Origin of the sequence: Fibrobacter sp., assembly GCF_045601785.1 — a bacterium.
In the GTDB taxonomy this organism is placed as follows: Bacteria; Fibrobacterota; Fibrobacteria; order Fibrobacterales; family Fibrobacteraceae; genus Fibrobacter.
Map to the genome: position 1 here is coordinate 1 of NZ_JAZSAF010000080.1, position 24,442 is coordinate 24,442.

Annotated in this window: 24 protein-coding genes and 1 pseudogene; 11 read left to right on the forward strand and 14 right to left on the reverse strand. The window is 49.9% G+C overall.

Annotated features, from left to right (window positions below; genetic code table 11):
* Positions 1-264: 264 nt before the first annotated feature.
* From ACKI61_RS12430 to ACKI61_RS12440, 3 genes are all read left to right on the forward strand, one after another.
* Positions 265-1,479 carry a hypothetical protein gene (locus ACKI61_RS12430; RefSeq protein ID WP_407458002.1) on the forward strand — a complete coding sequence of 405 codons (1,215 nt, stop codon included), beginning with the start codon at positions 265-267 and terminating at the stop codon, positions 1,477-1,479.
* Between the two features lie 236 nt (positions 1,480-1,715).
* Positions 1,716-2,060, forward strand: coding sequence for a hypothetical protein (locus ACKI61_RS12435; protein ID WP_407458003.1), 345 nt, complete (start codon positions 1,716-1,718; stop codon positions 2,058-2,060).
* A gap of 12 nt (positions 2,061-2,072) precedes the next feature.
* Positions 2,073-2,513: a murein L,D-transpeptidase family protein gene (locus tag ACKI61_RS12440; RefSeq protein WP_407458004.1), complete on the forward strand. Its 441-nt coding sequence runs from the start codon at positions 2,073-2,075 to the stop codon at positions 2,511-2,513.
* 6 nt (positions 2,514-2,519) lie between these two features.
* Here ACKI61_RS12440 and ACKI61_RS12445 read toward each other — a convergent pair whose 3' ends face one another.
* The 3 genes from ACKI61_RS12445 to ACKI61_RS12455 form a co-directional block, all read right to left on the reverse strand.
* Positions 2,520-2,831 (reverse strand): hypothetical protein, encoded by a 312-nt coding sequence (locus ACKI61_RS12445; protein ID WP_407458005.1) that lies wholly within the window; start codon positions 2,829-2,831, stop codon positions 2,520-2,522.
* Entirely contained in the window at positions 2,831-3,100 is a 270-nt protein-coding gene (locus tag ACKI61_RS12450) for a toxin (protein WP_407458006.1), read from the reverse strand. The genes ACKI61_RS12445 and ACKI61_RS12450 overlap by 1 nt, the downstream gene beginning before the upstream one ends.
* A gap of 82 nt (positions 3,101-3,182) precedes the next feature.
* Positions 3,183-3,506 (reverse strand): hypothetical protein, encoded by a 324-nt coding sequence (locus ACKI61_RS12455; protein ID WP_407458007.1) that lies wholly within the window; start codon positions 3,504-3,506, stop codon positions 3,183-3,185.
* A 160-nt stretch (positions 3,507-3,666) separates the two neighbouring features.
* On the opposite strand from ACKI61_RS12455, the gene ACKI61_RS12460 reads away from it, so the two are divergent.
* Entirely contained in the window at positions 3,667-3,792 is a 126-nt protein-coding gene (locus ACKI61_RS12460) for a hypothetical protein (RefSeq protein WP_407458008.1), read from the forward strand.
* 220 nt (positions 3,793-4,012) lie between these two features.
* Here the strand turns inward: ACKI61_RS12460 and ACKI61_RS12465 are convergent, their stop codons facing one another.
* On the reverse strand, positions 4,013-4,855 hold the full coding sequence (locus ACKI61_RS12465) for an undecaprenyl-diphosphate phosphatase (protein WP_407458009.1): 843 nt from the start codon (positions 4,853-4,855) through the stop codon (positions 4,013-4,015).
* 140 nt (positions 4,856-4,995) lie between these two features.
* On the opposite strand from ACKI61_RS12465, the gene ACKI61_RS12470 reads away from it, so the two are divergent.
* Positions 4,996-7,275 carry a putative bifunctional diguanylate cyclase/phosphodiesterase gene (locus ACKI61_RS12470; RefSeq protein WP_407458010.1) on the forward strand — a complete coding sequence of 760 codons (2,280 nt, stop codon included), beginning with the start codon at positions 4,996-4,998 and terminating at the stop codon, positions 7,273-7,275.
* Between the two features lie 51 nt (positions 7,276-7,326).
* Here the strand turns inward: ACKI61_RS12470 and ACKI61_RS12475 are convergent, their stop codons facing one another.
* Complete coding sequence (locus ACKI61_RS12475) at positions 7,327-7,929, reverse strand: superoxide dismutase (protein WP_407458011.1); 603 nt, start codon at positions 7,927-7,929, stop codon at positions 7,327-7,329.
* A gap of 13 nt (positions 7,930-7,942) precedes the next feature.
* Complete coding sequence (locus ACKI61_RS12480) at positions 7,943-9,040, reverse strand: exo-beta-N-acetylmuramidase NamZ domain-containing protein (protein WP_407458012.1); 1,098 nt, start codon at positions 9,038-9,040, stop codon at positions 7,943-7,945.
* A gap of 206 nt (positions 9,041-9,246) precedes the next feature.
* On the opposite strand from ACKI61_RS12480, the gene ACKI61_RS12485 reads away from it, so the two are divergent.
* Genes ACKI61_RS12485 through ACKI61_RS12495 form a run of 3 tightly spaced genes read left to right on the forward strand, consistent with a single transcriptional unit; the run spans position 9,247 to position 11,679 of the window.
* Positions 9,247-9,708, forward strand: coding sequence for a single-stranded DNA-binding protein (locus ACKI61_RS12485; protein ID WP_407458013.1), 462 nt, complete (start codon positions 9,247-9,249; stop codon positions 9,706-9,708).
* Positions 9,709-9,711: 3 nt separating this feature from the next.
* Positions 9,712-10,659, forward strand: a complete 948-nt coding sequence (locus tag ACKI61_RS12490) for a hypothetical protein (RefSeq protein ID WP_407458014.1) — start codon at positions 9,712-9,714, stop codon at positions 10,657-10,659.
* 9 nt (positions 10,660-10,668) lie between these two features.
* Positions 10,669-11,679, forward strand: a complete 1,011-nt coding sequence (locus ACKI61_RS12495; protein ID WP_407458015.1) for an aspartate-semialdehyde dehydrogenase — start codon at positions 10,669-10,671, stop codon at positions 11,677-11,679.
* Between the two features lie 191 nt (positions 11,680-11,870).
* Here the strand turns inward: ACKI61_RS12495 and ACKI61_RS12500 are convergent, their stop codons facing one another.
* A complete protein-coding gene (locus ACKI61_RS12500; protein ID WP_407458016.1) occupies positions 11,871-12,989 on the reverse strand; it encodes an aminopeptidase in 1,119 nt (372 codons plus the stop codon).
* A 107-nt stretch (positions 12,990-13,096) separates the two neighbouring features.
* Between ACKI61_RS12500 and putP the strand changes: the two genes are divergently transcribed.
* Complete coding sequence (gene putP / locus ACKI61_RS12505) at positions 13,097-14,638, forward strand: sodium/proline symporter PutP (protein WP_407458017.1); 1,542 nt, start codon at positions 13,097-13,099, stop codon at positions 14,636-14,638.
* Between the two features lie 589 nt (positions 14,639-15,227).
* Here the strand turns inward: putP and gap are convergent.
* A complete protein-coding gene (gene gap / locus ACKI61_RS12510; protein ID WP_072978481.1) occupies positions 15,228-16,229 on the reverse strand; it encodes a type I glyceraldehyde-3-phosphate dehydrogenase in 1,002 nt (333 codons plus the stop codon).
* Positions 16,230-16,510: 281 nt separating this feature from the next.
* Between gap and ACKI61_RS12515 the strand changes: the two genes are divergently transcribed.
* Positions 16,511-17,056, forward strand: a complete 546-nt coding sequence (locus ACKI61_RS12515) for a methylated-DNA--[protein]-cysteine S-methyltransferase (RefSeq protein WP_407458018.1) — start codon at positions 16,511-16,513, stop codon at positions 17,054-17,056.
* A gap of 13 nt (positions 17,057-17,069) precedes the next feature.
* Here the strand turns inward: ACKI61_RS12515 and tgt are convergent, their stop codons facing one another.
* Both tgt and ACKI61_RS12525 read right to left on the reverse strand, forming a co-directional pair.
* Entirely contained in the window at positions 17,070-18,209 is a 1,140-nt protein-coding gene (gene tgt, locus ACKI61_RS12520; protein WP_407458019.1) for a tRNA guanosine(34) transglycosylase Tgt, read from the reverse strand.
* A gap of 77 nt (positions 18,210-18,286) precedes the next feature.
* Positions 18,287-18,454: a hypothetical protein gene (locus ACKI61_RS12525; RefSeq protein ID WP_407458020.1), complete on the reverse strand. Its 168-nt coding sequence runs from the start codon at positions 18,452-18,454 to the stop codon at positions 18,287-18,289.
* 149 nt (positions 18,455-18,603) lie between these two features.
* On the opposite strand from ACKI61_RS12525, the gene ACKI61_RS12530 reads away from it, so the two are divergent.
* Positions 18,604-19,989, forward strand: a complete 1,386-nt coding sequence (locus ACKI61_RS12530; RefSeq protein ID WP_407458021.1) for a TrpB-like pyridoxal phosphate-dependent enzyme — start codon at positions 18,604-18,606, stop codon at positions 19,987-19,989.
* Positions 19,990-20,079: 90 nt separating this feature from the next.
* Here ACKI61_RS12530 and ACKI61_RS12535 read toward each other — a convergent pair whose 3' ends face one another.
* From ACKI61_RS12535 to ACKI61_RS12550, 4 genes and pseudogenes are all read right to left on the reverse strand, one after another.
* Entirely contained in the window at positions 20,080-22,020 is a 1,941-nt protein-coding gene (locus ACKI61_RS12535) for an FISUMP domain-containing protein (protein WP_407458022.1), read from the reverse strand.
* A 193-nt stretch (positions 22,021-22,213) separates the two neighbouring features.
* Positions 22,214-22,426: a hypothetical protein gene (locus ACKI61_RS12540; RefSeq protein ID WP_407458023.1), complete on the reverse strand. Its 213-nt coding sequence runs from the start codon at positions 22,424-22,426 to the stop codon at positions 22,214-22,216.
* 140 nt (positions 22,427-22,566) lie between these two features.
* A complete protein-coding gene (gdhA, locus tag ACKI61_RS12545) occupies positions 22,567-23,916 on the reverse strand; it encodes an NADP-specific glutamate dehydrogenase (RefSeq protein ID WP_073322305.1) in 1,350 nt (449 codons plus the stop codon).
* Positions 23,917-24,335: 419 nt separating this feature from the next.
* A pseudogene (locus tag ACKI61_RS12550) lies at positions 24,336-24,442 on the reverse strand (IS200/IS605 family transposase); the annotation flags it as partial.

A 24,442-nucleotide genomic window follows, 5' to 3' on the forward strand; every position in this document is an offset into this window, starting at 1 on the left:
GCAAAATCCTTTGGTTATTTGTTATGCAGGTGGTCAGACCGCGTGGCAAATTTAATCAAAGGATTTCTGCTTTCCACAAGGATGTAAAGCCGTAGGCTCTTTGGAACCACCCGCCTAGCGGGTGGTTTTCTGTATACAAAAAGCGTCCAGGTTAAAACCCTGGGCGTTTTTTTTTCGTCAGCAAAAATAAAATGTTTGCACCTCAACATAAAATATGGTATATTCAAGAAAGATTATATTGCTTTTCTTTATAAATTCAAAAAAATGATTTTACGTGGTAATGAGAAATCCCTAGAATTTCATTTAGACCTTTCAGTTTTTGAGAGAGCCTTAATTGAAACATTTAACGAGCATCAACCCCAGCCTATTAGGGCTGTTGAAAAAACGCTAAAGAAAATTCTTTATGAAGAAGTCACAAGGAATTGCAAATCATTTGATAATTTTATTTCTGCTTCAATTACAATTCATGAGTTCTATAACAAAATCAATCACAGTTTGGCCTATCTATCAAAACATGGATTAACTTTTTGGTACACAGTCATTGAAACAAAATGGAAAAAGCCCTCTGATTTTTTGATAATAAACGCAAATGTCAAAGGCATTAAATTGGGATTTTCCCAATACGCAGATGGGAAAAAAGTTTATCAAAACAATTATGCCTATGACAAAAAGAAACACATCATCATAAAAACTCAACTTAATGAAATAATCATAACTTCCGAAGTATTCTCACGTGTGCTATCAGCAACGAAAGAAAAGCAAAATTATTTAATTTACACTGGATTCGAATATTTTCAAGACATCAATTATACATTCGTTTTGCCGCACTATTACAGAAACGTAGACAACAAACTTTTTGTATGTGCTTGTACAAAAAAAGCATTTGAAGAAAGTCAGGTCACCGGATTTAAACGTCCAAAACCAACTTTTGAAGAAAACATTTGCCATTTCTGCATGTCAAAATCACTTGACAGAAACGCTCTAATAGAACTTTATGGCGGAGAATTTTTAACAGTTAATGGGCCTTTTGTCACGAAACTGGTTGCGGATGGTTATAAGCACCGCACAGCTCTTGCAGAATTTTCACGAATTTTCAAAACAAGTAAGTGGAAGAACGAAGCTGAATTGTATGCTATAACAAAAATTCTATTTCCTTCATTTACAATTATACGAGAACATAACCCCAAAGAACTGAAAGGTTTAAGGATTGATATTTTTATTCAAGAACTTAATCTCGCGATAGAATATCAAGGACAACAGCATTTCGAACCAGTAAAAGCATTTGGTGGAGAAGAAGCCTTTAAAAAACTAAAGGAACGAGACGCTTTAAAAAAACAGCTTTGCAAAGAGTTAGGTATCGAACTAAAATATTTCACATACAAAGAAAAACTCTCTATTGAGTTAGTAGAATCAAAATTGAAAAAGTTTTTATCATTCTGTAAAAAATCAGATATCATTTTCCCGACTCCGGGAAAATGATAAAAAAATCACCAGAACAAATTCATGTAGTTTCGAGAGCATTCGCAAGCCTACGGACCATTTTGCTATCAAACGCGCCCCCTCCCCGTTCCATAATCAGCCTAATTCCCATTTTCCTGTTTTTTAAGAACCAAAGGCTTGTAAACCAGCACAAATAATGGTATATTCAAGGACAAAATCTTATAAAGGCTCATATAAGCCGAGTAAAAAAATATGGCCCAAATAAAGGACTCAACATGAAAAGTAAAATAACAATTATCATTGCCATACTTGCAATGTTCGCAAACGCCCAATTCTTCACGAATGCATTGGCGAATAAAATCAAGCAGGATCAACAACAGACATCGGACACTGCTAAAGTCGAGTCCCAAACTATTAAACTAGATTTCGAAAAAGAACAAGAGGAACTAATCAACCTTTGCCGTTCAACGTGGTATAAAATCCACGAAAAATACACAAGCCCAACGAAATACCAAATTCGCATCCTTACGGAACATTACGCCGGAGAATACAACGCACCATATTGCCTAAACATGTATAACGAACTTGCTAACGAATGGGGTACTTCAGAGGAAAAATAAAAAATTCAACCCATGCACCCCTCACCTATCGACAACATTCTCGTAGAAAAGGCGAAGCGCCAAATGCACTTGCGCAATGGCGAGTACATCGTCAAGACGTACAGGATTTCGTTGGGCAAGAATCCTGTGGGAGCGAAAGTCAAATCCGGCGACAACAAGACACCCGAAGGCGAATACACCATCGTGCTTCACAACCCCAAAAGCAAGTTCCATTTATCGCTCCGAATTTCGTACCCGAACGCGGAGCAAATCGAGGCCGCAAAAGAAGGCAATTACGAGCCCGGCGGCAACATCATGATTCACGGCTCCCCGAACAAGGTTCCCGCATTCCTCTTTAAATTCTGGCACAAGTGGAAGGACTGGACCGCCGGTTGTATCGCCGTCACCAACGACGAAATCGAAGAAATCTACGACGCCGTCAAGGACGGAACTCCGATAACCATCAAGCCTTAAACAGCCCTACACCATCTCGGCTTTGAGTTTGGCAGCAAGTTCAATCACAGCATCATCGACAAGAGTCTGGTAGTGCCCGCCAAAGCGGTCCGTGAAAGCCTTGATGACATCGACAGCTCCAGAGTGCAGACGAATCGTATAAGGTTTCTTTGCTGAGGCCCTAAACTTGTAGGAGGCATTAGCCAACGACGCGAGTTCTCTTTTGCGTTCTTCGGTAATCTGAGGCTTGCCGGCATGGTTCGCCTCGAAATCGGCAAGGATTTCTTGTTCCTCTTCGTCCAGATTGAACTTTTTCGCATGTTTTTTAAAAGACAACATTATTTACCTCCATATTTTCTCTGCGCGACTCTGCTCGGCACAATAGTCTTAAGCCAAATGTCTCCATCAGGTTCAGGCTTGTAAGGAACAACATAACAGTAGCCTTCAATCCTAACAACCATAATTCTCTGCCCTGGATACTTCTCCTGATTCGGGTGTTCGTAATCATCCAGGACCTCTTTGTTCCGCATAATTTCTTCGATTTGTTCGAAGGAAACATGTCTCGTCACCTTCAACAATTCATTTTTCTCAGAATTCCATCCAGCCACGAATTCTACCTCTTAATATAATTACTGTACACACATTTGTCAATACATTTGTAAATCATTAGGCTTTTTCGAGCGATTTTCACTATTTCCTAAAGCCCTTCGGGTTAGGAATAGGCAGTTTGACACCTTCGGACGGCCACCCCCAACAATCACCCTCTTTGCGCTTCTTTTCCGGCATGTGGCGTTCGGGATCGGCAGAACCCCGCAGGACATTTTTTGCCTTACGACGAAACTCTCGATTCGCCATTTTCTGAAATTCAACATCCTTTGCCATTTTCACAAACGGTTTCTTGTAACTGCGACTCATATTATAGCCTCCGTTGTTATGGTCGCAAGCTGCGACCGATTGATTTTTAGAGGCGTTCTTTCGCAAAGGGCCGGAAAACCCAAATAACAAAGAACGCATCTCGCCTTTCCTTAGACGAGATGCGTTCGGGGATGCTGTAATTGTACCTAAGTTTTAATTATTTGGCAAGGGGCGTGCAAAAATTTTACATTGTGTTATCTGTCGCAGACCACAAATAATCAAGTTCAACAGCGAGTTCTAAAAAACTACATTTCAAGCCATGTTCCCCACCCCCATCGACAACATTCTCGTAGAAGAGGCGAAGCGCCAAATGCACTTGCGAAGCGGCGAGAATATCGTCAAGACGTACAGGATTTCGCTTGGTAAAAATCCTAGCCGTAAATGAAGCCCAAAACGATAGCAACAGCGACTAGCACCACAATCTGCTTGAGAATATAAATATTATTCGCATTCATGCCGTTAAAATACAAATATCGGCATTCAAAAAGCACTTTGTAAGCTACGAATAATTTTACAGATGTATACATGTGACGAGCGTTACACTTTGTTTTTCCGGGAACAATTTGCAAGCTGTCACCTGATATTATGTTGGAAAACGGCGACGCCTAGATAAAAATCAGTCCGAAAATACCCACGGCCCACACGTACCAGGCAAAGTGCTGGAACTTGCCCTTCTGCAAGAAGGTCATGAGCCACTTGAGGGCGATGATGCCGAAAATGAACGACACGACCATGCCCACCAAAAGTTCCGGGGTAAAGCCTCCAGCATCGGCACACTTCATTGCCTTTTCCGGGTCGAGGAGAGCCTTTTCCGGAGTCATGGTTTGGCACTTGATCCACTTGATGCAGTCGAGGAGAGCCGCTCCGCCCACGGCAGGAATGCTCATGAGAAAGCTAAATTCACCTGCGTACTTGCGGTTCACGCCCATAAACATCATGGCACTGATGGTGGAACCGCTGCGGCTAATGCCCGGAATGCAAGCAATACCCTGAACTACGCCGGTCACAAGAGCACGCCACCAGTTCATCTTGACGCCCTCGTTATCCGGATGCTTGGCTCCAGTCGCACCCCACTGGGACGTGAAAAGCAAAATGCCGGTAAAAAGTTCGGCTATGCACACGGCACGAGGGTTCTCAAACAGGCCCTCGAGCAAGTCCTTGAAACCTAGACCGATCATCGCCGTCGGGATACTTGCCAGAACAATGTACCCCGCCTCGCGCAGCTGTTCGGGATTGCGGCGGAGGCACCCCACGATGATGTCGGTAATCTTCTTGTGGAAAACCACAAAAATCGAAAGGAGGGTGCCGGCATGAAGCATGATGTCGAAGAACATGCCCGCATCGTTCATGCCAAGAAGTTCGTGTCCGATCACAAGGTGGCCGGAGCTAGAAATAGGGAGAAATTCGGCAAGACCCTGCAACAGGCCCAAGATAATAGATTCAATCATGCCGAAAATATAAAAAAAAACAAGATAGTCTACAGCTGGGAATATTCCAACTTGGAGTAAGATTTTTACATAAAATGACAAGAAAATGTAAGTTCTTATATATTTTCGTTAAAGAACGCGTTGTTTGGTAAGATGTATTGATGAGAACCTCCTTTGCAGCCATATTTATATTGCTGATCGTTCTTTTAGGGCTTTTCGGAACGATTTCACGACGGTCAAACAAGACTGTCGCAAAGATTGTTTCGTATGTGCAATTTTGCTTTATCATCCCCATTACCGGAAACCTGATTCTTCTCCTTACGCAGAATGAACTTCTGGCAAGGATTGGAATCCACATCTACTCCATCGGGATGAATCTCGTTGCGTTCACCTTATTCAGGTTTACACTGTCCTATTGCAACATTCCTGTTGAAAAACACCGTAAAAAATGCTACGCCATTTACACGGTTCTCGCATTGGACATGGTCCAGTACCTCATTAGCATCTACCTTGGGTACGCCATCGATTTGGACACGATCATGGTTGACGGCACCCCCTACTATAGGCCAATACCTTACCTTGGGCAGTACCTACACCGCATCATCGCCTACACTGCATGCATCACGTCGATGGTGATTTTCCTTGTAAAGGCAATACGAGTCCCCCGCATTTACGCCGAAAAATACTATGTCATCTTCTTTACCATGTTCTTTACAGGTTCCTTGCAAACCTACTACATTTTGTCGAAAGCGCCCGTAGATTTTTCAATGCTTGCCCTGGCCATTTGTGCCGTTCTCATCTTCTATTTTTCACTGTTCTTTAGGCCATTCAGGCTTCTAGACAGAATGCTCGCCAACATCGCGTCAAAAAATTCCGACGCCATATTCTTCTTCGACGCAAACAACCGCTGTATCTGGATTAACAGCAACGCCCAAAAGCTGATCAACTGCAAACACGACGATCTCGAAAATGTCCACAATCAACTTTCGGCCATGTTCAAAGACTGGGGCGAAAATGCCGAAGAATGGTCTTCGAAGCAAATATCCGGTTCAGGAAAAGAAACCCGATTCTACACGCTTGAAAAGCAAGTCGTCAAAGGATCCAACGACAAAAAAGTCGGTTCATTTCTAACCATCCAGGACAACACCGAAAACGTACTCAAGCACCAGCGCGAGATTTACGACGCCACACACGACAAGCTTACAGGACTTTACACCAAGGAATACCTATTTAGCGAAATAAGAAAATGTCTCTCAGAAAAACAAGGACCATCTTACTGTATTGCCTACCTGGACATCCGGAATTTCAAGATGGTCAATGACATCTACGGAAAAGACGCCGGAGACAAGATACTCATCCGAGTTGCCGAATGGATCAAGGAAAATTCAAACGGAAACTGGATTTTCGGCAGACTCTCTGGGGATGCATTCGGAGTTTGTTTCTCCGCAGAAAGCGTAAAGCTTCCCAACGTGGAAAGGCGGCTAAGAAAATTTGTAATTTCGAACGGCAACATTGACCACCACATTTTGATGCATGTGGGCATATACAATGTAATCGATCCGGATATGGATATTTCCATCATGTTCGACCGGGCGCACTTAGCCCTGACAACAATCAAGAACGAATACAACAAGCACATCGCCATCTACAACGACAACATGCGAGACCAACTCATCTGGGATCAAAAGATTTCGGCTGAATTGGAAAATGCCATTGAAAAAAGGGAAATCGTTCCCTATCTGCAACCCATCGTCAACAAAGAGGGATCGATTATCGGAGCAGAAGCCCTTGTCCGTTGGAACCACCCCGAAGAAGGATTCCTTACGCCATTCAAGTTCATTCCCGTTTTCGAAAAGAACGGCATGATCGCCGTTGTGGACAAGTACATTTGGCGATGCGCCTGTGAGACGCTTTCTTCCTGGAATGGCGAAAAGTCGAACTTGTTCATTTCCATCAACATATCGCCCAAAGACTTTTACTTCATGGATGTCTTCGCAGAAATCAACGCGCTTGTCGAAGAGTTCAAGATTCCACCCTCAAGGCTACGCATCGAAATCACCGAGAGCGTAATGATGACGGATGCCGAAAGCCGTTTGGCGATCTTGAACAAGTTCCGCAGGACAGGCTTCATTGTTGAAATGGATGACTTCGGCAGCGGATACTCTTCGCTAAACCAGCTCAAGGACATGCCCTTTGATGTGCTGAAAATCGACATGAAGTTCCTGAGCAAAGCTCAGGACGACCCCAAGGCCGCAACTATCCTACGCAACGTGCTCAGGCTTTCAAACGACCTTGGACTCATATCCCTGAGCGAGGGTGTCGAAACCGAAGCTCAGTACAGGATCCTATTGGATATGGGATGCCACCTTTTCCAAGGATTCTACTTCGCCAAGCCCAAGCTCATCAAGGATTTTGAAGAGATGCTTCAAAGCAAAAAATAACGAAAAGCCCTGCACAGCGTGCAGGGCTTAACCATTTCATCTCAATACAGTTTAGGCGCCCAGGCGATTATTGACAATATTCCAGTCCACAATCTGCCAGAGTCCCTTGAGGTAGTCAGGGCGACGGTTGCGGTAATCGATGTAGTAGGCATGTTCCCACACATCGAAGGTGAGGAGCGGCTTGAGTCCCTTGGTGAGCGGGTTCTGGGCATTACCTTCCTGCGTAATCACGAGCTTGCCTGAAGCATCGGCAGAGAGCCATACCCAACCGGAACCGAAGAGGCCAGCACCCTTTGCCTGGAATTCTTCCTGGAACTTTTCAAAGGAGCCGAATTCGCGGACAATCGCTTCGGCAATTTTACCCGTCGGGATATTCCCTGCTGACGGTGCCTTGAACTGCATAAAGTACATATAGTGGTTCAGGAACTGGCCTGCGTTATTGAATACTCCCCCATCGGCAGTCTTTACGATGTCTTCGAGGGACTTGCCTTCGAAGGCACTGCCCGGAAGGGCCGCGTTCAGGTTATTCAGGTAGGTCTGCAAATGCTTGCCATAGTGGAACTCGATGGTTTCTGCGCTAAGAACAGGGGCTAAGTCCGCCGCCGCATACGGGAGCGCGGGCATTTCAAATTTTCCGTTGACAGGTTGAGTCATTGTGTCTCCTTGGTTAAATACTACTCTCTATAAATTCTTTCCTAAATGTACCGTTTCCGAGCAGAATGTCGATGGGCAACTTCTTGAACTCATATTCGTAAGGTGGCTGTTTCCAGGCGAAATCGTTGGGGTACTCATTGAAAATGTACTGCAAAAGCTTTACCGCCATGTCAAAGCTGCGGAACTTGTCGCGGTCGAGCACATGAATCTGCGCACCGCCGCAAATCTGCCCCGCACCTTTGTGGAAGGTTGGCTGAAAATAGTTTTCGCGGAAGTACACGCCGGGCAATTTCAATCCGTTCATGTACTTGCAAAGCTTGACTGCATCGATGAACGGAGCACCGAAAATTTCGAAGGGGCGGGTTGTGCCGCGGCCTTCGCTCACGTTGGTCGCCTCAAACAGGCACATGCCGGGGTAAACAATGGCTGTATCGAGGGTCGGCATGTTCGGGCTCGGCAGAATCCACGGGAGTCCCGTCTGGTCGTACCACATCTTTTTGTCGTAGCCTTCCATGCCGAGCACGTAGAGTTCGCACTTGGGGAAGCGTTCTTCCTTGAACTGCACCGCAAGTTCGCCGATGGTCTTAGCATGACGCGTGCGGATGCTGTGCAGGCCCACGAAACTCGTGTAGTTGAGGTCAAGCACAGGACCTTCTTCGTCTACACAATTGATGGGGTTCGGGCGGTCCACCACAATCACGGGGATGCCCGCCTTTTCGCAGGCTTTCATACAAAGGAACAAAGTCCAGATGAACGTATAGTAGCGTGCACCGACATCCTGGAGGTCCACCAGGAGTGCGTCGACATGGCTGAGCATCTCGGGGGTGGGTTCACGGTGTTCGCCATACAGGCTATAAACGGGGATTCCCAGTTCGGGGTCGGTGTAGCCTTCCCATTCGATCATGTTGTCCTGTGTGTGCCCCTTGATACCGTGTTGCGGACCAAACAGAGCAGAGAGCTTAAAGAGCTTGCCGTCAAATTCCTTGAGCAAGTCGAGCGTATAGTGCAAGTCCGGGAGAACCGAAGCCGGATGAAGGACTGCGCCCAGGCGCTTGCCCCTGAGGGCTTGGGGAAAAACTTTTTCAAATCTTGAAAGTGCGAGAGTTACCATAAAAAACGTGAAATTTGATGTGTGAAATCTGAAGTTAAACTTTACCCTTTATGAAAATATAAATAAAAGGGACTTGACTGGGCCAAGATGCGAAAAAAATGTCAAACATTGTTTGCAAAATGTGATTTTTTCATAAAATGGCACAAAATGACACTTGAATTTTTTTATTTTTACCAATAGAACAAAAAAAACAAATAGGATATATTATGGCATATTTGAATAAAGTGATGCTTATCGGCAATATCGGCAAGGACCCTGTCATCAGCGCAAGCGCAGCAGGTCGCAAGCGTGTATCGTTCTCCTTGGCCACCAGCCGCCGCTATCGCGATAACAACGGTGAACAGAAGGAACAGACAGATTGGCACAACATCGTCGGCTGGGGAAAGATCGCCGACACGATGGAATCTCTCGGTGTCCACAAGGGCATGACGCTCTATGTTGAAGGTTCCCTCACCAACCGCAGCTGGACTGACCAGAATGGCCAGAAGCGCTACAGCACCGAAGTCAACCTGGACACCTTCCAACTTCTGACCCCGCGCGGCCAGAATGGTAGCAACTACCAGGGGGGCAACTCCTACAACCAATCCAACAACTTTAACCAGGCAAGCGCTCCCGCCTACGACGCTCCGGCAGCCCCGGATGTCGCTGACGACGACCTGCCCTTCTAAAAAATGAACCAACAAATTGCTGATATCGCCCTGATGATGGTGCTTCCGTTAGGAATCACCTTTACGGCGATTCTCATGACGGCCGCAGCCGAGACGCGCACCCAGAAAATGGCAGGCGCGTTTTTGTCGTTCCTTATTGTAGTCATGGACTGCATCTTCTACTTCGCGAAGAATTCGTTCATTGCCTACAACTGCGACGGTGGTCTCCTGCTTTCGTTTGCAAGCTTGTTCTTCTTTGCCATTATCGGCATGGTTCGCAGCGACGACCTTGCAAGCAAATTCGGCAACGGATTCTTTGCTTTCTTTATGCTTTCCGCTTTCATGGGTATCGCCTATTGGGATCGTCCGACTTTCATTCCGACTTCGGACTACTCCCCCTCCGAGATTGCCGCGATGAATGCCCAGTACCAGGACTACATCGCATCGTTCTCCGATAGCGATGCAGGATCGGCACAAGGCAAGGCCAGAGTGAGAGCGGTCGCAGTACCCGCCAATGGCGGTCAAAAAGCAAGGGATGATGGCTCCCTGAGCAGGCTTGAAAGCTACCTGGTCGATGCAGAAACGGCTATCAAGCGCATGACGGACATCACCAATTCCATCGACGACTTCGACCCCCTGCCTTCGAACGTCTCGGAGTCGGAACGCGAAAAGCGTAGCAGCCAGGCGCTTGCCATCAACAACAATGCCGTGGCTTTAAACAAGAAGGTTCTCGGGCTCTTCCATCCGCATGAATCGAGCGAAGCGCATGCCGACTTGATCCAGGCAAGTGAATGCGTCCGCCTTGCCGCTTACGCACTCTACAACTACACGCTCCAGGAAAATCCGGAGCAGCAGCTGATCCTTTACCGCCAGTCGCGAGACCAGATTGGACAAATGAAGATCTATCTCAAGCGCTTCTGGAACGGCATCGAAGTTTTACAATCAAACAATCAACTACAAAACGAAAAATAAAGGTTAATTATGATTCGCAACGTTGCCATCATGGGCGCAACCGGCGCCGTGGGCCAAGAAATCCTCTCCATCCTCGAGGAACGCAACTTCCCGCTGCAGAGCCTGAAGCTCCTCGCCTCCGAGCGCAGCGCGGGCAAGGAATTCAAGTTCAAGGGCGAAACCCTCAAGTGCGAAGTCCTGAACAAGGATTCCTTCAAGGGTGTTGACCTAGTGCTCAGCTCCGCCGGTGCCGCGATTTCCCAGGAATTCGCCCCCATCGCCGTCGAGAACGGCGCCGTGGTCGTCGACAACACGAGCTTCTTCCGCATGGACCCGAAGGTCCCGCTGGTCGTGCCCGAAGTGAACCCCGAAGACATCAAGCTCTACAAGGCTGAGAACGGCGGTAAGGGCATCATCGCGAACCCGAACTGCACGACCATCATGATGGTTGTCGTCTTGAACCCGATCGAGAAGATTTCCCACATCAAGAAGATTCACATTTCCTCTTACCAGAGCGCGAGCGGCGCAGGTGCCATCGCCATGGAAGAACTGAAGCAGCAGTACAAGGACATTCTCGAAACCGGTACGACGACGCACATCAACAAGTTCCCGTTCCAGCTCGCCTACAACGTGATTCCGCAGATCGACAAGATGACGGAAAATGACTACACGAAGGAAGAAATGAAGATGTTCAACGAAACGCGCAAGATTATGCACTCCGATGTGCGTACCAGCGCCACTTGCGTGCGCGTGAGCTCGCTGCGTTCTCACTCCGAATCCGTGTGGTTCGAGACCGAGCGCCCGGTTTCTGTCGAAGAAATCCGCAATGCCTTGAAGAACGCTCCGGGCGTGACCCTCAAGGACGACCCGCAGAACTACGTGTACCCGATGCCGCTCGAAAGCGCTGGCAAGGACAACGTGTTCGTTGGCCGTATCCGTAAGGACCTCGCCGACGAGAACAGCAACACGCTGTGGCTCACCGGTGACCAAATCCGCAAGGGTGCCGCTCTCAACGCCGTGCAGATTGGGGAGATGCTCTAAAGGCGAGAGTCGCGCCCATGCTTGCATGGGCATGACCGAGCCGCCGAGCATCGGACTCCGAAGGAGTCCAAATTCTCGCTAAGGGTGTGTAATTCGAAAGATTGCGCGACTGCGCAACTTTCGCTTTAGCGAAAAACATTTAAAAAACCGTCCCGCAAAGGACGGCTTTTTTCATAGGATGACGCCAATCGTTATTTACCCAGTTGATCCGGATTCAGGCACTTGAGTTCGTCCACAACAAACAGGCCATCCTTGCGGATGAGCTTGTCGTCGAACCAGATTTCGCCGCCACCGTATTCCGGACGCATGATGAGCACCAGGTCCCAGTGGATGGCGCTGATGTTGCCGTTCGGGGCTTCTTCGTAGCAACGGCCCGGCGTGAAATGGATGGATCCCGCAATCTTTTCGTCGAACAGAATGTCGCACATGGGAGAGTTCACGAACGGGTTGAAGCCGATAGCGAACTCGCCCACGTAGCGGCCACCTTCGTCGGTATCAAAGAGCGCATTCAGGGCCACGTTGTCGCCGGATTCGCAGGTGGCGTTCACAATCTTGCCGTCCTTGAATTCGAGGCGGATATTGCTGAAGTACTTGCCATCGTAAAGCGTCGGCGTGTTGTAATGAATGACTCCGTTCACGCTGTTGCGCACCGGCGCGGTATAGACTTCGCCATCGGGGATGTTCATGTTGCCGCAACACGGAATCGCCGGAATATCCTTGATGCTGAAGGTCAAATCGGTGCCGTTTGCCACAAGGCGCACCTTGTCGGTACGGTTCATGAGGTCTACGAGGTTCTGAGCAGCCTTGGCCATTTTCGGATAGTCGGCAAGGCATGCTTCGAAGTAAAAGTCTTCGAACGCCTCGGAGCTCATCTTGGCACCCTGCGCCATGGAGGGGTTCGGCCAGCGCAACACGCACCAGCGAGTCTTATCAACGCGATAGTTCAGCACGGGTTCCGTAATCTTGCGGTAGTTCATCATCTGTTTGCCATCGATATCGCAGTTTTCAAGGGCGTTTTCGGCGCCGCGAATGGCGATGTAGGCTTGCATCTTCTGCATTTCGGCCATAGCGAGATCAGCCTGCAACTGCATCTGTTCGATTGTTGCCGACTTGATCATTTCGCGACGGACTCGGCCGCGATAGTTGTGAACAAAAGCATTTCCGCCTACTCTAGCAACAGCCTTCACGAGTTCGGTCGAGACTTCATCGGGAGTGTCAGTCGTTTCGATAAGGATGTTCTCGCCTGCCTTAAGGGCAATGGCGTTGTTAATCAGATTTTCTGCAAGTTTCGTAATACGAGGATCAGTCATTACAAATCTCCTTTTGACATTTATAAAATAGCAAATTAATGAACAGACGGCTTTTTTTGTTAAATTTTAGAATAAGAAGTAAAGACGACCTAAAAAAAGGAGTAAAAATGGTTCTAGCCGTCTTCGTTTTATACCTGCTGATGATGCTCGGTATCGGATTCTACTTTTCCAAGAAGGCGAACAGCCTGAACGCCTACTACCTCGGCAACCGCGGCATGAACAAGTGGGTCGTTGCCATGTCCGCCCAAGCCTCCGACATGAGCGGCTGGCTTTTGATGGGCCTCCCGGGCGCTATCTTCGTGAGCGGTTTTTCCGAAGCGTGGATTGGCATCGGCCTCGTCATCGGCACATACCTCAACTGGAAAATCGTGGGCCGCAGGCTCCGCAAGTACAGCCACTTCTGCGGCGACTCCATCACGCTCCCCGATTTTTTTGCGAACCGTTTCCGCGACAACAAGGGAATCATCCGCGTTATCGCCTCGATTTTCATTCTCGCGTTCTTCCTGTTCTACACCGTGTCAGGCTTTGTGGCTAGCGCAAAACTCTTCGGCACCATCTTCGGCATGAACTACACCACGGGCCTTATCATCGGTGCGGTCGTCGTGGTGAGTTACACCTTCATGGGCGGATTTTTCGCTGTGTGCTGGACCGACTTTATCCAGGCGACCATGATGCTCATCGCCGTCATCGCCATTCCCTCGATTATCATGGCAGGTTCGGGCGGTTTTGCAGCCACCATGGATGCGGTGAACGCGCAGAACCCCTACCTGATGAGCCTGTTCACCAACGCCACCACCGGCAAGTCCATCGGGCTTATCGCCCTGATTTCTAGCCTCGCGTGGGGCCTCGGCTATTTTGGCATGCCGCACATCCTGGTACGCTTCATGAGCATCAAGAACGCCGAAGACATCAAGTTCTCCCGCCGCGTCGCCATGACCTGGGTCACCATCTGCCTGGGCGCCGTCATCATGATTGCCCTCCTTGGCCGCTACTATGTAGAAGCCCACGGCATCAAGGTGGACGATCCCGAACGCATCTTCATGATCCTGTGCCAGACGCTCTGCCACCCGGCTGTCGCCGCCATTCTCATGGCCGCAATACTCGCCGCCATCATGAGTACAGCCGACTCCCAGCTGCTTGTTTCCGCTTCTGCCTTCAGTAACGACCTTTACAAGCACCTGTTCCGCAAGAATGCGAGCAACAAAGAAGTCATGTGGGTGAGCCGCGGCGTCGTGGTGCTCATTACGGTTATCGCGGTCATCGTCGCCATGCAGGGGGCGCCCGGCGCCGACGGCGCTAAACAGGGCAAGAGCTTCTTGGATGTGGTGATGAGCCTCGTGAGCTTTGCCTGGGGCGGTTTCGGCGCCACCTTCGGCCCGATTATGCTCCTTGCCCTGTTCTGGAAGCGTACCACCCTCCCCGGCGCCATCGCCGGCATGCTGGTGGGCGGCATCACCACCTTCGTGTGGAAGTTCTACCTCTCCGGATTCTCCGCCGAAATCTTCCAGATTTACGAACTCGTGCCCGGCTTCGTGCTTAGCTTTGCGACCATCGTGATCGTAAGCCTCTGCACCAAGGCCCCCAGCAAGGAAATCCAAGAGGAGTTTGAACAAGTTGATAAAACAAGACTAAGCGATATGAAACTTTAATTCAGGAGGACAAATGCGTAAGGCGAGTAGCCCCAAGGCGAATATTGCAGGGCCGCTTGCGGAACTATAACAGAGCCGTATTGCATGAAGCAATGCATCAAAGTTGCGTCAATACTTGTATTGGCATGACAACGCCTAACATTTAAAAGGACCTGCAAACAAGCGGGTCCGTTCACTTTACGGACTAAATTGCATCTAGATAGCCTTTAGTCCGTAATTTTCGGCATAATTCGTTTAGTTTATACACAATTTTACGGACCAAACAGCGTCAAGTGCGCTTCTAGTCCGTAATATTCGACAAAAACCGTTTAGTTTATACACATTTTTACAGACTAAACCGCGTCAAGAGGACTATTAGTCCGTAGTCCTCGCCTCAAAGGGTTGCATTTTGCCCACAATGCGCCCCCCCCCCACACACACTGCTATTATATATCCCGCTGGAGCGATATTAATAAGAAAGCCTCGCCGGGGGGTGGTCCGTCAGGACAAAAAAAGAAACCCCGCCGCTTGGGCAGGGTTCCTAAAAGGTTTCTTAGCGGAAGTGCGGAAATCTAAGTGGCGTCCGCACGACTAACGCTATCTAGAAATCTTACTTGGCGATCACGCGGGCCATTTCGCAAACCTTGTTGCTGTAGCCCCATTCGTTATCGTACCAGGACACAACCTTAACGAAGGTCGGGTCGAGCTGGATACCGGCCTTGGCGTCGAAGATGGAGGTCTTCGGGCAGTTGCGGAAGTCGGTAGAAACAACGGCTTCGTCGGTGTAACCGAGGATGCCCTTGAGTTCGCCTTCAGAGGCTTCCTTCATGGCAGCGCAGATTTCTTCGTAAGTGCAAGCCTTCTTGAGTTCGACAGTCAGGTCAACAACGGACACGTCGGAAGTCGGCACGCGCATAGACATACCGGTGAGCTTGCCGTTGAGCTGCGGGAGAACCTTACCCACGGCCTTAGCAGCACCCGTAGAAGACGGGATGATGTTTTCGAGGATGCCACGGCCACCGCGCCAGTCCTTCTTGGACGGGCCGTCAACGGTCTTCTGAGTAGCAGTTGCAGCGTGAACGGTGGTCATGAGGCCACGGACGATGCCGAACTTTTCATCGAGAACCTTGGAAATCGGGGCAAGGCAGTTGGTGGTGCAGGAAGCGTTGGAGATGATCTTCTGGCCAGCGTAGGTCTTGTCGTTCACGCCGTACACGAACATCGGAGTAGCGTCCTTAGACGGAGCAGACATGATCACCTTCTTGGCACCAGCCTTGAGGTGAGCAGAAGCGAGTTCTTCGGTCAGGAAGAAGCCGGTGGATTCCACAACGACGTCAACATCGAGGGCACCCCAAGTGATTGCGGACGGATCCTTTTCGGCGAAGATCTGAATCTTGTTGCCATCGACGATGAGGAAGTTGCCTTCCACCTTAATGTCGTGGTTGAAAGCGCCGTGGACGGAGTCATACTTCAGCATGTAAGCGAGGTAGTCAGCGTCGAGAAGGTCGTTGATACCGACAACAGTAATGTCCTTGGAGAAGTTTTCCACAGCAGCGCGGAAGACCATGCGGCCGATACGACCGAAACCATTGATACCGAGTTTGAGAGCCATTATTGGATCCTTTTGTTTGTTTGTTGAAATAGCTTCACCCCACTTTTTAGGGCAGGATGGTGCGTTGTTGGGCCTAAATTTACAAAAAATAAATCCGTTTGTGTAGTAATATTTGCGAAAAAAACACCCCGAACCGGCTATAGCGGTTTAAAGGGAACCCCAAAAAGTTCCCAAAGTCCTATTTTGGAGAATCTCGGGATACACGGACACGGTGTTTACAGCAAGCACGCGACCTCAACGCCAGCCATGAATGTTAAAAAAAGATTTTATATATTAAAGTCATGAACTTCTCGGATTCAAGATTCACGACGATTGCGCACCGCAATTTGTGGGGGCAGTGGACATTCGTGTTCGAGAAATCTAAGTTGTGCAGCCTGCGATATTCTGGAGAAGGCGTGCCGAGTGCGGTCCAGGCCTGCGCCTATGCAGAACCCGATGCAGTCCACGAGCAGTCTTCGACGGTGGCTCGCGCCTACCGCAAGGCCGTACAGCAGCTTAATTTGTATTTGGCAGGCAAACTCCGCGAATTTTCGCTCCCGCTCAAGGTGTACGGCACCGATTTCCAGATGAAAGTCTGGGAGGCCATCGCCGAGATTCCCTACGGAGAAACGCGGACTTACCAGCAGGTGGCCGAAGCAGTTGGAGAACCCCGCGCCACGCGTGCCGTGGGCGCTGCCCTCCGCGCGAACCCGCTACAGATTATCCTCCCCTGCCATCGCGTGGTGGGCAAGGGCGGAAGCCTGGTCGGCTACGCCCTAGGGCTCGACCTCAAGCGGCGTCTCCTCGTTATCGAAGGCGCCATTCCGCAGGAACTGCTGCTGGAGTAAATTTCAATCAGCCTTATTCAGCTTCGCGCTGCAAAATTTCAACCTGATCTTTCGCCCACGACTCATAATCGTCCGATTCTATGTGAAACCGAGCCTGTTCCATCAAATGCAGGTAGAATCGCAAATTGTGGATCGTCGAAAGCGTCCACCCGAGAGGTTCCTTCGACTTGAACAGGTGGCGCAAGTAGCCACGGCTATAATGTCTGCAACAATAGCAGTCGCATTCCGGATCCAGCGGACGCTCATCGTCTGCAAACTTAGCATTCTTGTAACGAAGCACTCCCCTGCTCGTATAGACTAGTCCGTCCTGGGCATTCTTTGCCGGCAAAATGCAGTCGAACATGTCAACGCCGCGAGCAATGAGCGAAAGAAGGTTCCAGGGGGTTCCCACCCCCATCACATAGCGGGCGCGGTCCTCGGGCAGGTAGTCAGTGCAAAAATCAGCAATTTCGTACATCAGTTCCACGGGTTCACCGACCGAAAGGCCGCCCATGGCATAGCCATCTGGAGCAAGCTCCTTGAGCGCATCGATGGATTTTTTGCGCAATTCCTTGTGCATGCCGCCCTGAACAATGCCAAAGAAATATTGCGGATACCCATGAATCGGCGGATTGGCTTCAAGCCATTCCATAGCGCGCTGCGTCCAGCGCAGCGTGTAGTCAAGTGAATGTGAAGCCTCATCGACCGTGCTCGGATACGGAGTACATTCGTCAAAAGCCATGATGACGTCCGCCCCAATTTCACGCTGGGCCTTCATCACCGATTCCGGCGTAAACTTGTGGCGGGAACCATCCAACAAGCTCTTGAACTCGACGCCGTTTTCCGTAATGCGCCTAAAATCCTTGAGGCTCCATACCTGAAAGCCTCCGCTATCGGTAAGCATCGGGCCGTTCCAACCCATGAACTTCTGCACGCCTCCCATTTTCGCAATCAGTTCCGTTCCCGGCCGCAGGTAAAGGTGGTAGGTATTGGCGAGAATGATCTGCGCCTTGATTTCGCGCAAATCCCGCACCGAAAGTCCCTTGACACTCGCCAGAGTGCCCACCGGCATAAAAATCGGCGTTTCAACCACACCGTGCGACGTCCGGAGCCTGCCCCGGCGGGCTTTGCCGTGACAGCTTGTTTTCAGAAGTTCAAAAGGATTGCTACTCACGAATAAAAATCTAGAAATTTGCAGTTTTTTACAAAAGAAAGGCGCCCCGGTTTTCCGAAGCGCTTTAAACTCTGGGTTTATTTGCCCGTCGTCGAGGGTTTCGTTTTTTTGCGTTGCGGGAGCAGTCGAATGAATTTTTTACCGCTGTGGACCGGGAGCTGCTTTGCACCCTCGCCAGCAGGCGACACGCGGACCTCCCCCGCCAGTTCCGTCTGCCCCGTAAATAGGTTATGATTGATAGCCATACTTTTCAATTTACTAAAAAAATTATTTTTGTCAATAACACAGGTCCTTTTTTCGCGCCCAAAGGCAATTCTTGGCTAAGTCTTAAACGATAGATTACTATATTTCACGCCGTTATTATTGGCTTTACGCCCGCAAAAAAGGAATTAGTATGAGAAATTCGCTCAAGCTTGATGGTCCGGTCAAGACTTACCTCGACGAAAACGAACTCCCGAAGGCATGGTACAACGTGCGTGCCGACATGAAGAAGAAGCCCGCGCCGCTCCTGAACCCGGGTACCGGCAAGCCGGTGACCTTCGAAGACCTGCAGCCCGTGTTCTGCGACGAGCTCATCAAGCAGGAACTCGACAACGATACCGCCTACTTCGAAATTCCCGAAGATATTCTCACTTTCTACAAGATGTACCGCCCCTCCCCGCTCGTCCGCGCCTACTTCCTGGAACAGGCGCTCGGCACTCCGGCGCACATCTACTACAAGTTCGAAGGCAACAACACCAGCGGAAGCCACAAGCTGAACTCCGCCATTGCGCAGGCCTACTACGCCAAGAAGCAGGGCCTCAAGGGTGTCACCACCGAAACGGGTGCTGGCCAGTGGGGCACCGCCCTTTCGATGTCCACCGCCTTCTTCGGACTGGACTGCCAGGTCTACATGGTGAAGGTCTCCTACGAACAGAAGCCGTTCCGCCGCGAAGTCATGCGCACCTACGGTGCTAGCGTCACCCCGTCGCCTTCCATGACCACCGACATCGGCAAGAAGATCAACGCCGAATTCCCGGGCACCACGGGTAGCCTCGGCTGCGCTATTTCCGAAGCCGTGGAAGCCGCCGTGAAGCAGCCGGGTTACCGCTACGTTCTCGGTTCCGTGCTGAACCAGGTGTTGCTGCACCAGTCCGTCATCGGTCTCGAAACGAAGGCCGCTCTCGACAAGCTCGGCGTGAAGGCCGACCTCATCATCGGTTGCGCCGGCGGTGGTTCCAACCTCGGTGGCCTTATCAGCCCGTTCGTCGGCGAAAAGCTCCGTGGCGAAGCCGACTACGACATTCTCGCCATCGAACCGGCAAGCTGCCCGAGCTTTACCCGCGGCAAGTACGCCTACGACTTCTGCGATACCGGCAAGGTCTGCCCGCTGGCCAAGATGTACACGCTGGGTTCTAGCTTCATCCCGTCCGCGAACCACGCCGGCGGCCTGCGCTACCACGGCATGAGCACCATCCTCTCTGAACTCTACGACCAGAAGCTCATCCGCGCCGCCTCCGTGGAACAGACCAAGGTGTTCGAAGCCGCCAAGCTCTTTGCCCAGACCGAAGGCATCCTCCCGGCTCCGGAATCCAGCCACGCCATCCGCGCGACCATCGATGAAGCGCTCAAGTGCAAGGAATCCGGAGAGGCGAAGAACATCGTGTTCGGCCTCACCGGCACGGGCTACTTCGACATGGTGGCCTACCAGAAGTTCAACGACGGTGAAATGAGCGACTACATCCCGACGGATGAAGACATCGCGAAGAGCCTCGCCCAGCTCCCGAAGGTGGAAGGCTAGCTAAAACGTCATTGCGAGGGACGCAGTGACGAAGCAATCTATCCTTAAATAAATTAGCCCCGGATTAAATCCGAGGCTTTTTCTGTAATTCTATTGTCCCTGAGGGACGCTGACCGAGTCGACATTTGCAGCCGAATCTGCTTTTACATCAGGTTCAGGAACCACTTTGTTTTTCACGCAGCGGAGCGAAATCGCGTTTTTATCAAAATCTTCCTCTGCCTTAAAGTCATCCTTGTTGTTGACTACATACCAATATACAGCTCCCATTCCCCCGCCGCCTTCGGCGGCCCAGAAGTAGGTACTCGTTCCAAGTTCAGCAAACTCTCCATCGTTGCCAAAGCGAATCCCAGATGGGAGCGCATTGAATCCGCTCGCATTGTTGTTTTTTGCAAGATCCCCCTGAGCCCATCCATCTCGACTCTTGAGTGCGGCAGCCAAGCCTTTACGTTTGTTTATCGCAAACTCGCCAAGACGCGTCCATTCGTCTTTACGCGGAATGTGCCAACCATCGGGGCAGATTCCCTGATGTTCTTCGATGACCGCCCCCTGCGAAACGCTATCGAGAGAATTCTCAATAAAATCTTCCGGAAGACGCATTGCCACTGTCCATGGATAAAGACGTCCATAATTTCGACAACGGATATCCTTGTCTTCGTAACAGAAACTCCCAGGAGCTGCAAAACGAAGATTTTCGGCCATCCAGAAATCATCCCCGACGGCAACTGTCTTATATCGGTTTTCGTCTCTCTTGTCATAAATTGATGTACTGTCATAGATTTCATCATCGTCTGGCGGATTCAACAGACAGCGCACCGCAAGGGCTCGATTCTTCGCACTGGAATCCATCACAAAGTCGTCATCGTCGTAAGAGAGAGTCCATGCCAAGGCTCGCGCCGAATCTGCCTCGGTTCCTGACCAGAATCCGGTAAACATACCAAGACCGCTAAAACTGGCGGAATCGAGAGAATCCCGGACACCAGCCGCCAAGGCAGAAAACCCAAAGCCATCTTCGCCCAATAGGGCCAGTTCGCTTTCTTGCCAACCTTCGCGATCACGCAGGTTCGTGCCGACGCCCACCGCATCGTCAATATCCTTCAGATAGGTGCCAAGCCTGTAAAAATCAAGAGCCGTCGGAATATGCCAACCATTCGGACAGATGCCTCTGGGACGCTGCTTTGAGATCGAATCCTTTGCATAGGCATTGGCATAACGGTCGTCAATCTTCATTGCCGAAGTCCAAGTGTACAGGCGACCGTATTTCTCGCAATATTCTTCCTTGTTTTCGTAGCAATAGCTACCAGGCACTTTCTCGTTCAAATTCTTGACCATCCATACCTGGTCTCCAATATGGACGGTCGGTACATCTTTGTTCTGTACCTTGACCACCTGCGGAATGATTTTCGGTGGAGGCAGAGGCGGTTCCTTGATTTCATAGAGGCGGTCCTCGACGCAGCGGACGGAGACTCCATCGTCTTTCCCGGCGTACACCTTGTCAAAGCTCCTAGAATCGTACATGAGGCTCCAGTAATACGCTCCACCATCATCAATTTCCGTAGAAGACCAGAACTGAGCCGAATGACGCAAATCCATGAAGCCGCTATACTTCTGCTTTTCGCCAGCCGGAATTGCATTAAAGCCGAACTCGTCGGAACCAGCAGGCAAGCGGAGTTCACGTTCCCAGTAATCCGGCGACTTCAAGCTGATACCCACGCCGTCACTTTTCCCTTTCTTGCCGACATAATATTTCAGCTTCTTCCAATCCTTGTTGGTGGGAACATGCCACCCCATAGGGCAAACATCGTGAACACGCTGCTTCAATTTCTTGATGGAATGCCAGTTGTAATAATCGACCAAGCTCATCGCCATGGACCAGTCGTAAAGCCTGCCATAAGTGTCGCAGTTGTAATCCCTTTTGTCGTAGCACCAGCTGCCCTTAATTTTGAATCGCAGATTCTCCGCAAACCAGCGCTGATCCCCTATCAGAACCGTCTTATAGACACGGCCATCTCGCTTATCCTTGAAATCAGGCATAGGATTCACATGTGCAAGCACCGACCCGCACAAAAGAAACACTAATACAGCCGCAAAGAATCTCATTATCGCCTCTCCCCTTCCAATATATACTCAAATACAGACAAAAGACAAGCCAACGTGGACTTTTCATACAAAAAAGCCCCCGGTATTTAACCGGAAGGCGAAAGTTTCTTTTATTACCTTAATGCAATTACTCTTGCCAGCGATACCCTTGACGCATCATGCAGTTCGACACAAACTCTGAATCATCCACATGGTCCTTACCCTTCTCATATTTGCATTGAGCAAGAGCATTGTCCCTATCAAAATCAGAGACACCATCCTTATGCCAACCAGCTGAGGCACAAGAGGTTAAGCCTACGCAAAAGGTCGCACCAACCAAAAGACTTAGCAATAATTTCATAGAAACTCCTGTTTTTTCTCAAATGTAAAAAAACATATACATTGTCAAGGGTAGAACTAATAAAAAAAGCCCCCGGCTCTTGCGAGACCGAGAACTTTTTAAAGGTGATTCCGGCACGGAGGCCGGAATGACAGCCTTGATTACACCGCGCCCTGCCACTTCATGGCATCGGCAACCTTGAGGAAGCCGGCGATGTTTGCACCCATCACGAGGTTGCCCTTCTGGCCGTACTTGACAGCGGCAGAGGAAGCAGCGGCGTAGATGCTCTTCATGATGCCTTCGAGCTTCTTGTCCACTTCTTCGAAGGTCCAAGAGAGACGTTCGGAGTTCTGGGACATTTCGAGACCCGATGTTGCCACGCCACCAGCGTTAGCAGCCTTGGCAGGTCCAAAGAGAACGCCAGCCTTCTGGAAGGCTTCGATAGCTTCCGGAGTAGACGGCATGTTTGCACCTTCGGCAACGGCCTTCACGCCGTTAGCGATAAGGGCCTTGGCACCTTCGAGGTCGAGTTCGTTCTGAGTTGCGCACGGAAGAGCGATGTCGCACTTGACCGTCCAAACACCCTTAGAACCTTCGTGGTATTCAGAACCCGGAACCAGCTTGGCGTATTCGCTGATGCGGGCGCGCTTCACGTTCTTGAGGTCGAGAACGATGTCGAGGTTGATGCCGTTCGGGTCGTAGATGTAGCCGTTGGAGTCGGACATGGTCACGACCTTGCCACCGAGCTGAGTAGCCTTCTGGCATGCGAACTGGGCAACGTTACCGGAACCGGAAATCACGACGGTCTTGCCTTCGAAGGAGTCGTTAGCGAGGTCCTTGAGCATTTCGCGGGTGAAATAGCAGAGGCCGTAACCGGTAGCTTCGGTACGAGCGAGAGAACCACCGTAGGAGAGGCCCTTACCAGTGAGAACGCCCACAAATTCGTTGCGGATGCGCTTGTACTGACCGAACATGTAACCGATTTCGCGAGCGCCAGTACCCTGGTCACCAGCCGGAACGTCCGTGTCGGCACCGACGTGCTTGCAGAGCTCAGTCATGAAGGACTGGCAGAAGCGCATCACTTCGTTGTCGCTCTTGCCCTTCGGGTCGAAGTCGGAACCGCCCTTGCCGCCACCCATGGGGAGCGTGGTCAAGCTGTTCTTGAAGATCTGTTCGAAGCCGAGGAACTTGAGCATGGAAAGCGTCACTTCGTTACGGAGACGGATACCGCCCTTGTACGGGCCGATGGCGGAGTTGAACTGCACGCGGTAGCCACGGTTCACCTGAACGTTACCCTTGTCATCGAGCCAAGGCACGCGGAAGGTGATCACGCGTTCCGGTTCGACGAGGCGGTCGATCACGCCGTTGGTTTCCCAGGACTTGTCCTGTTCGAGGACGGGGTCGAGGGATTCGAGGAATTCACGGACAGCCTGATGGAAGAGGGCCTGGTCCGGGTCACGGGCGACGACCTTGTCATAGACTTTCTGAAGGTAAGCATTCTTGATTGCCATTTTATATATCTCCGTTGAGAGTTTAGATTGTTAATGTTTTTAACGTCTATAAAGATAGCAAAGGGGCATGACAAATAGTGAAAAACGGGCAAAAATCTTCAAAAACTTACATTTTTGTAAGTTATTTTTTTATCAGTTTCACAAATCGCCTTTTTTCGTTAAATTTAAAGGCACACAAAGCATAAAACTTACATTTTTGTAAGTCTAACATTCTTCAAATCAAAAGTAACCAAAATTTTACAAATTGCATCTAAAAATGATTTTCACATTATGAAAAAGGAACCCACCCGCACAGCGGGTGGTTCTTCATATACGGGCCCTGCCCTAGGTTACTAGCGACGCGTTCGACGCGTTGCGCAGTCTGACACCTGCGTGCGGTCCTTACCGGCGAGCCCGTAAACGGGCTACATCTTTCCGAGCATGGTCAGTTGTTCGCCGTATTCATCCTCTTTCAATTGATTTTGGATATACGACGCAATCTTCGCAGTATTCTTTCCGACCGAATCAACATAGTACCCCTTGCACC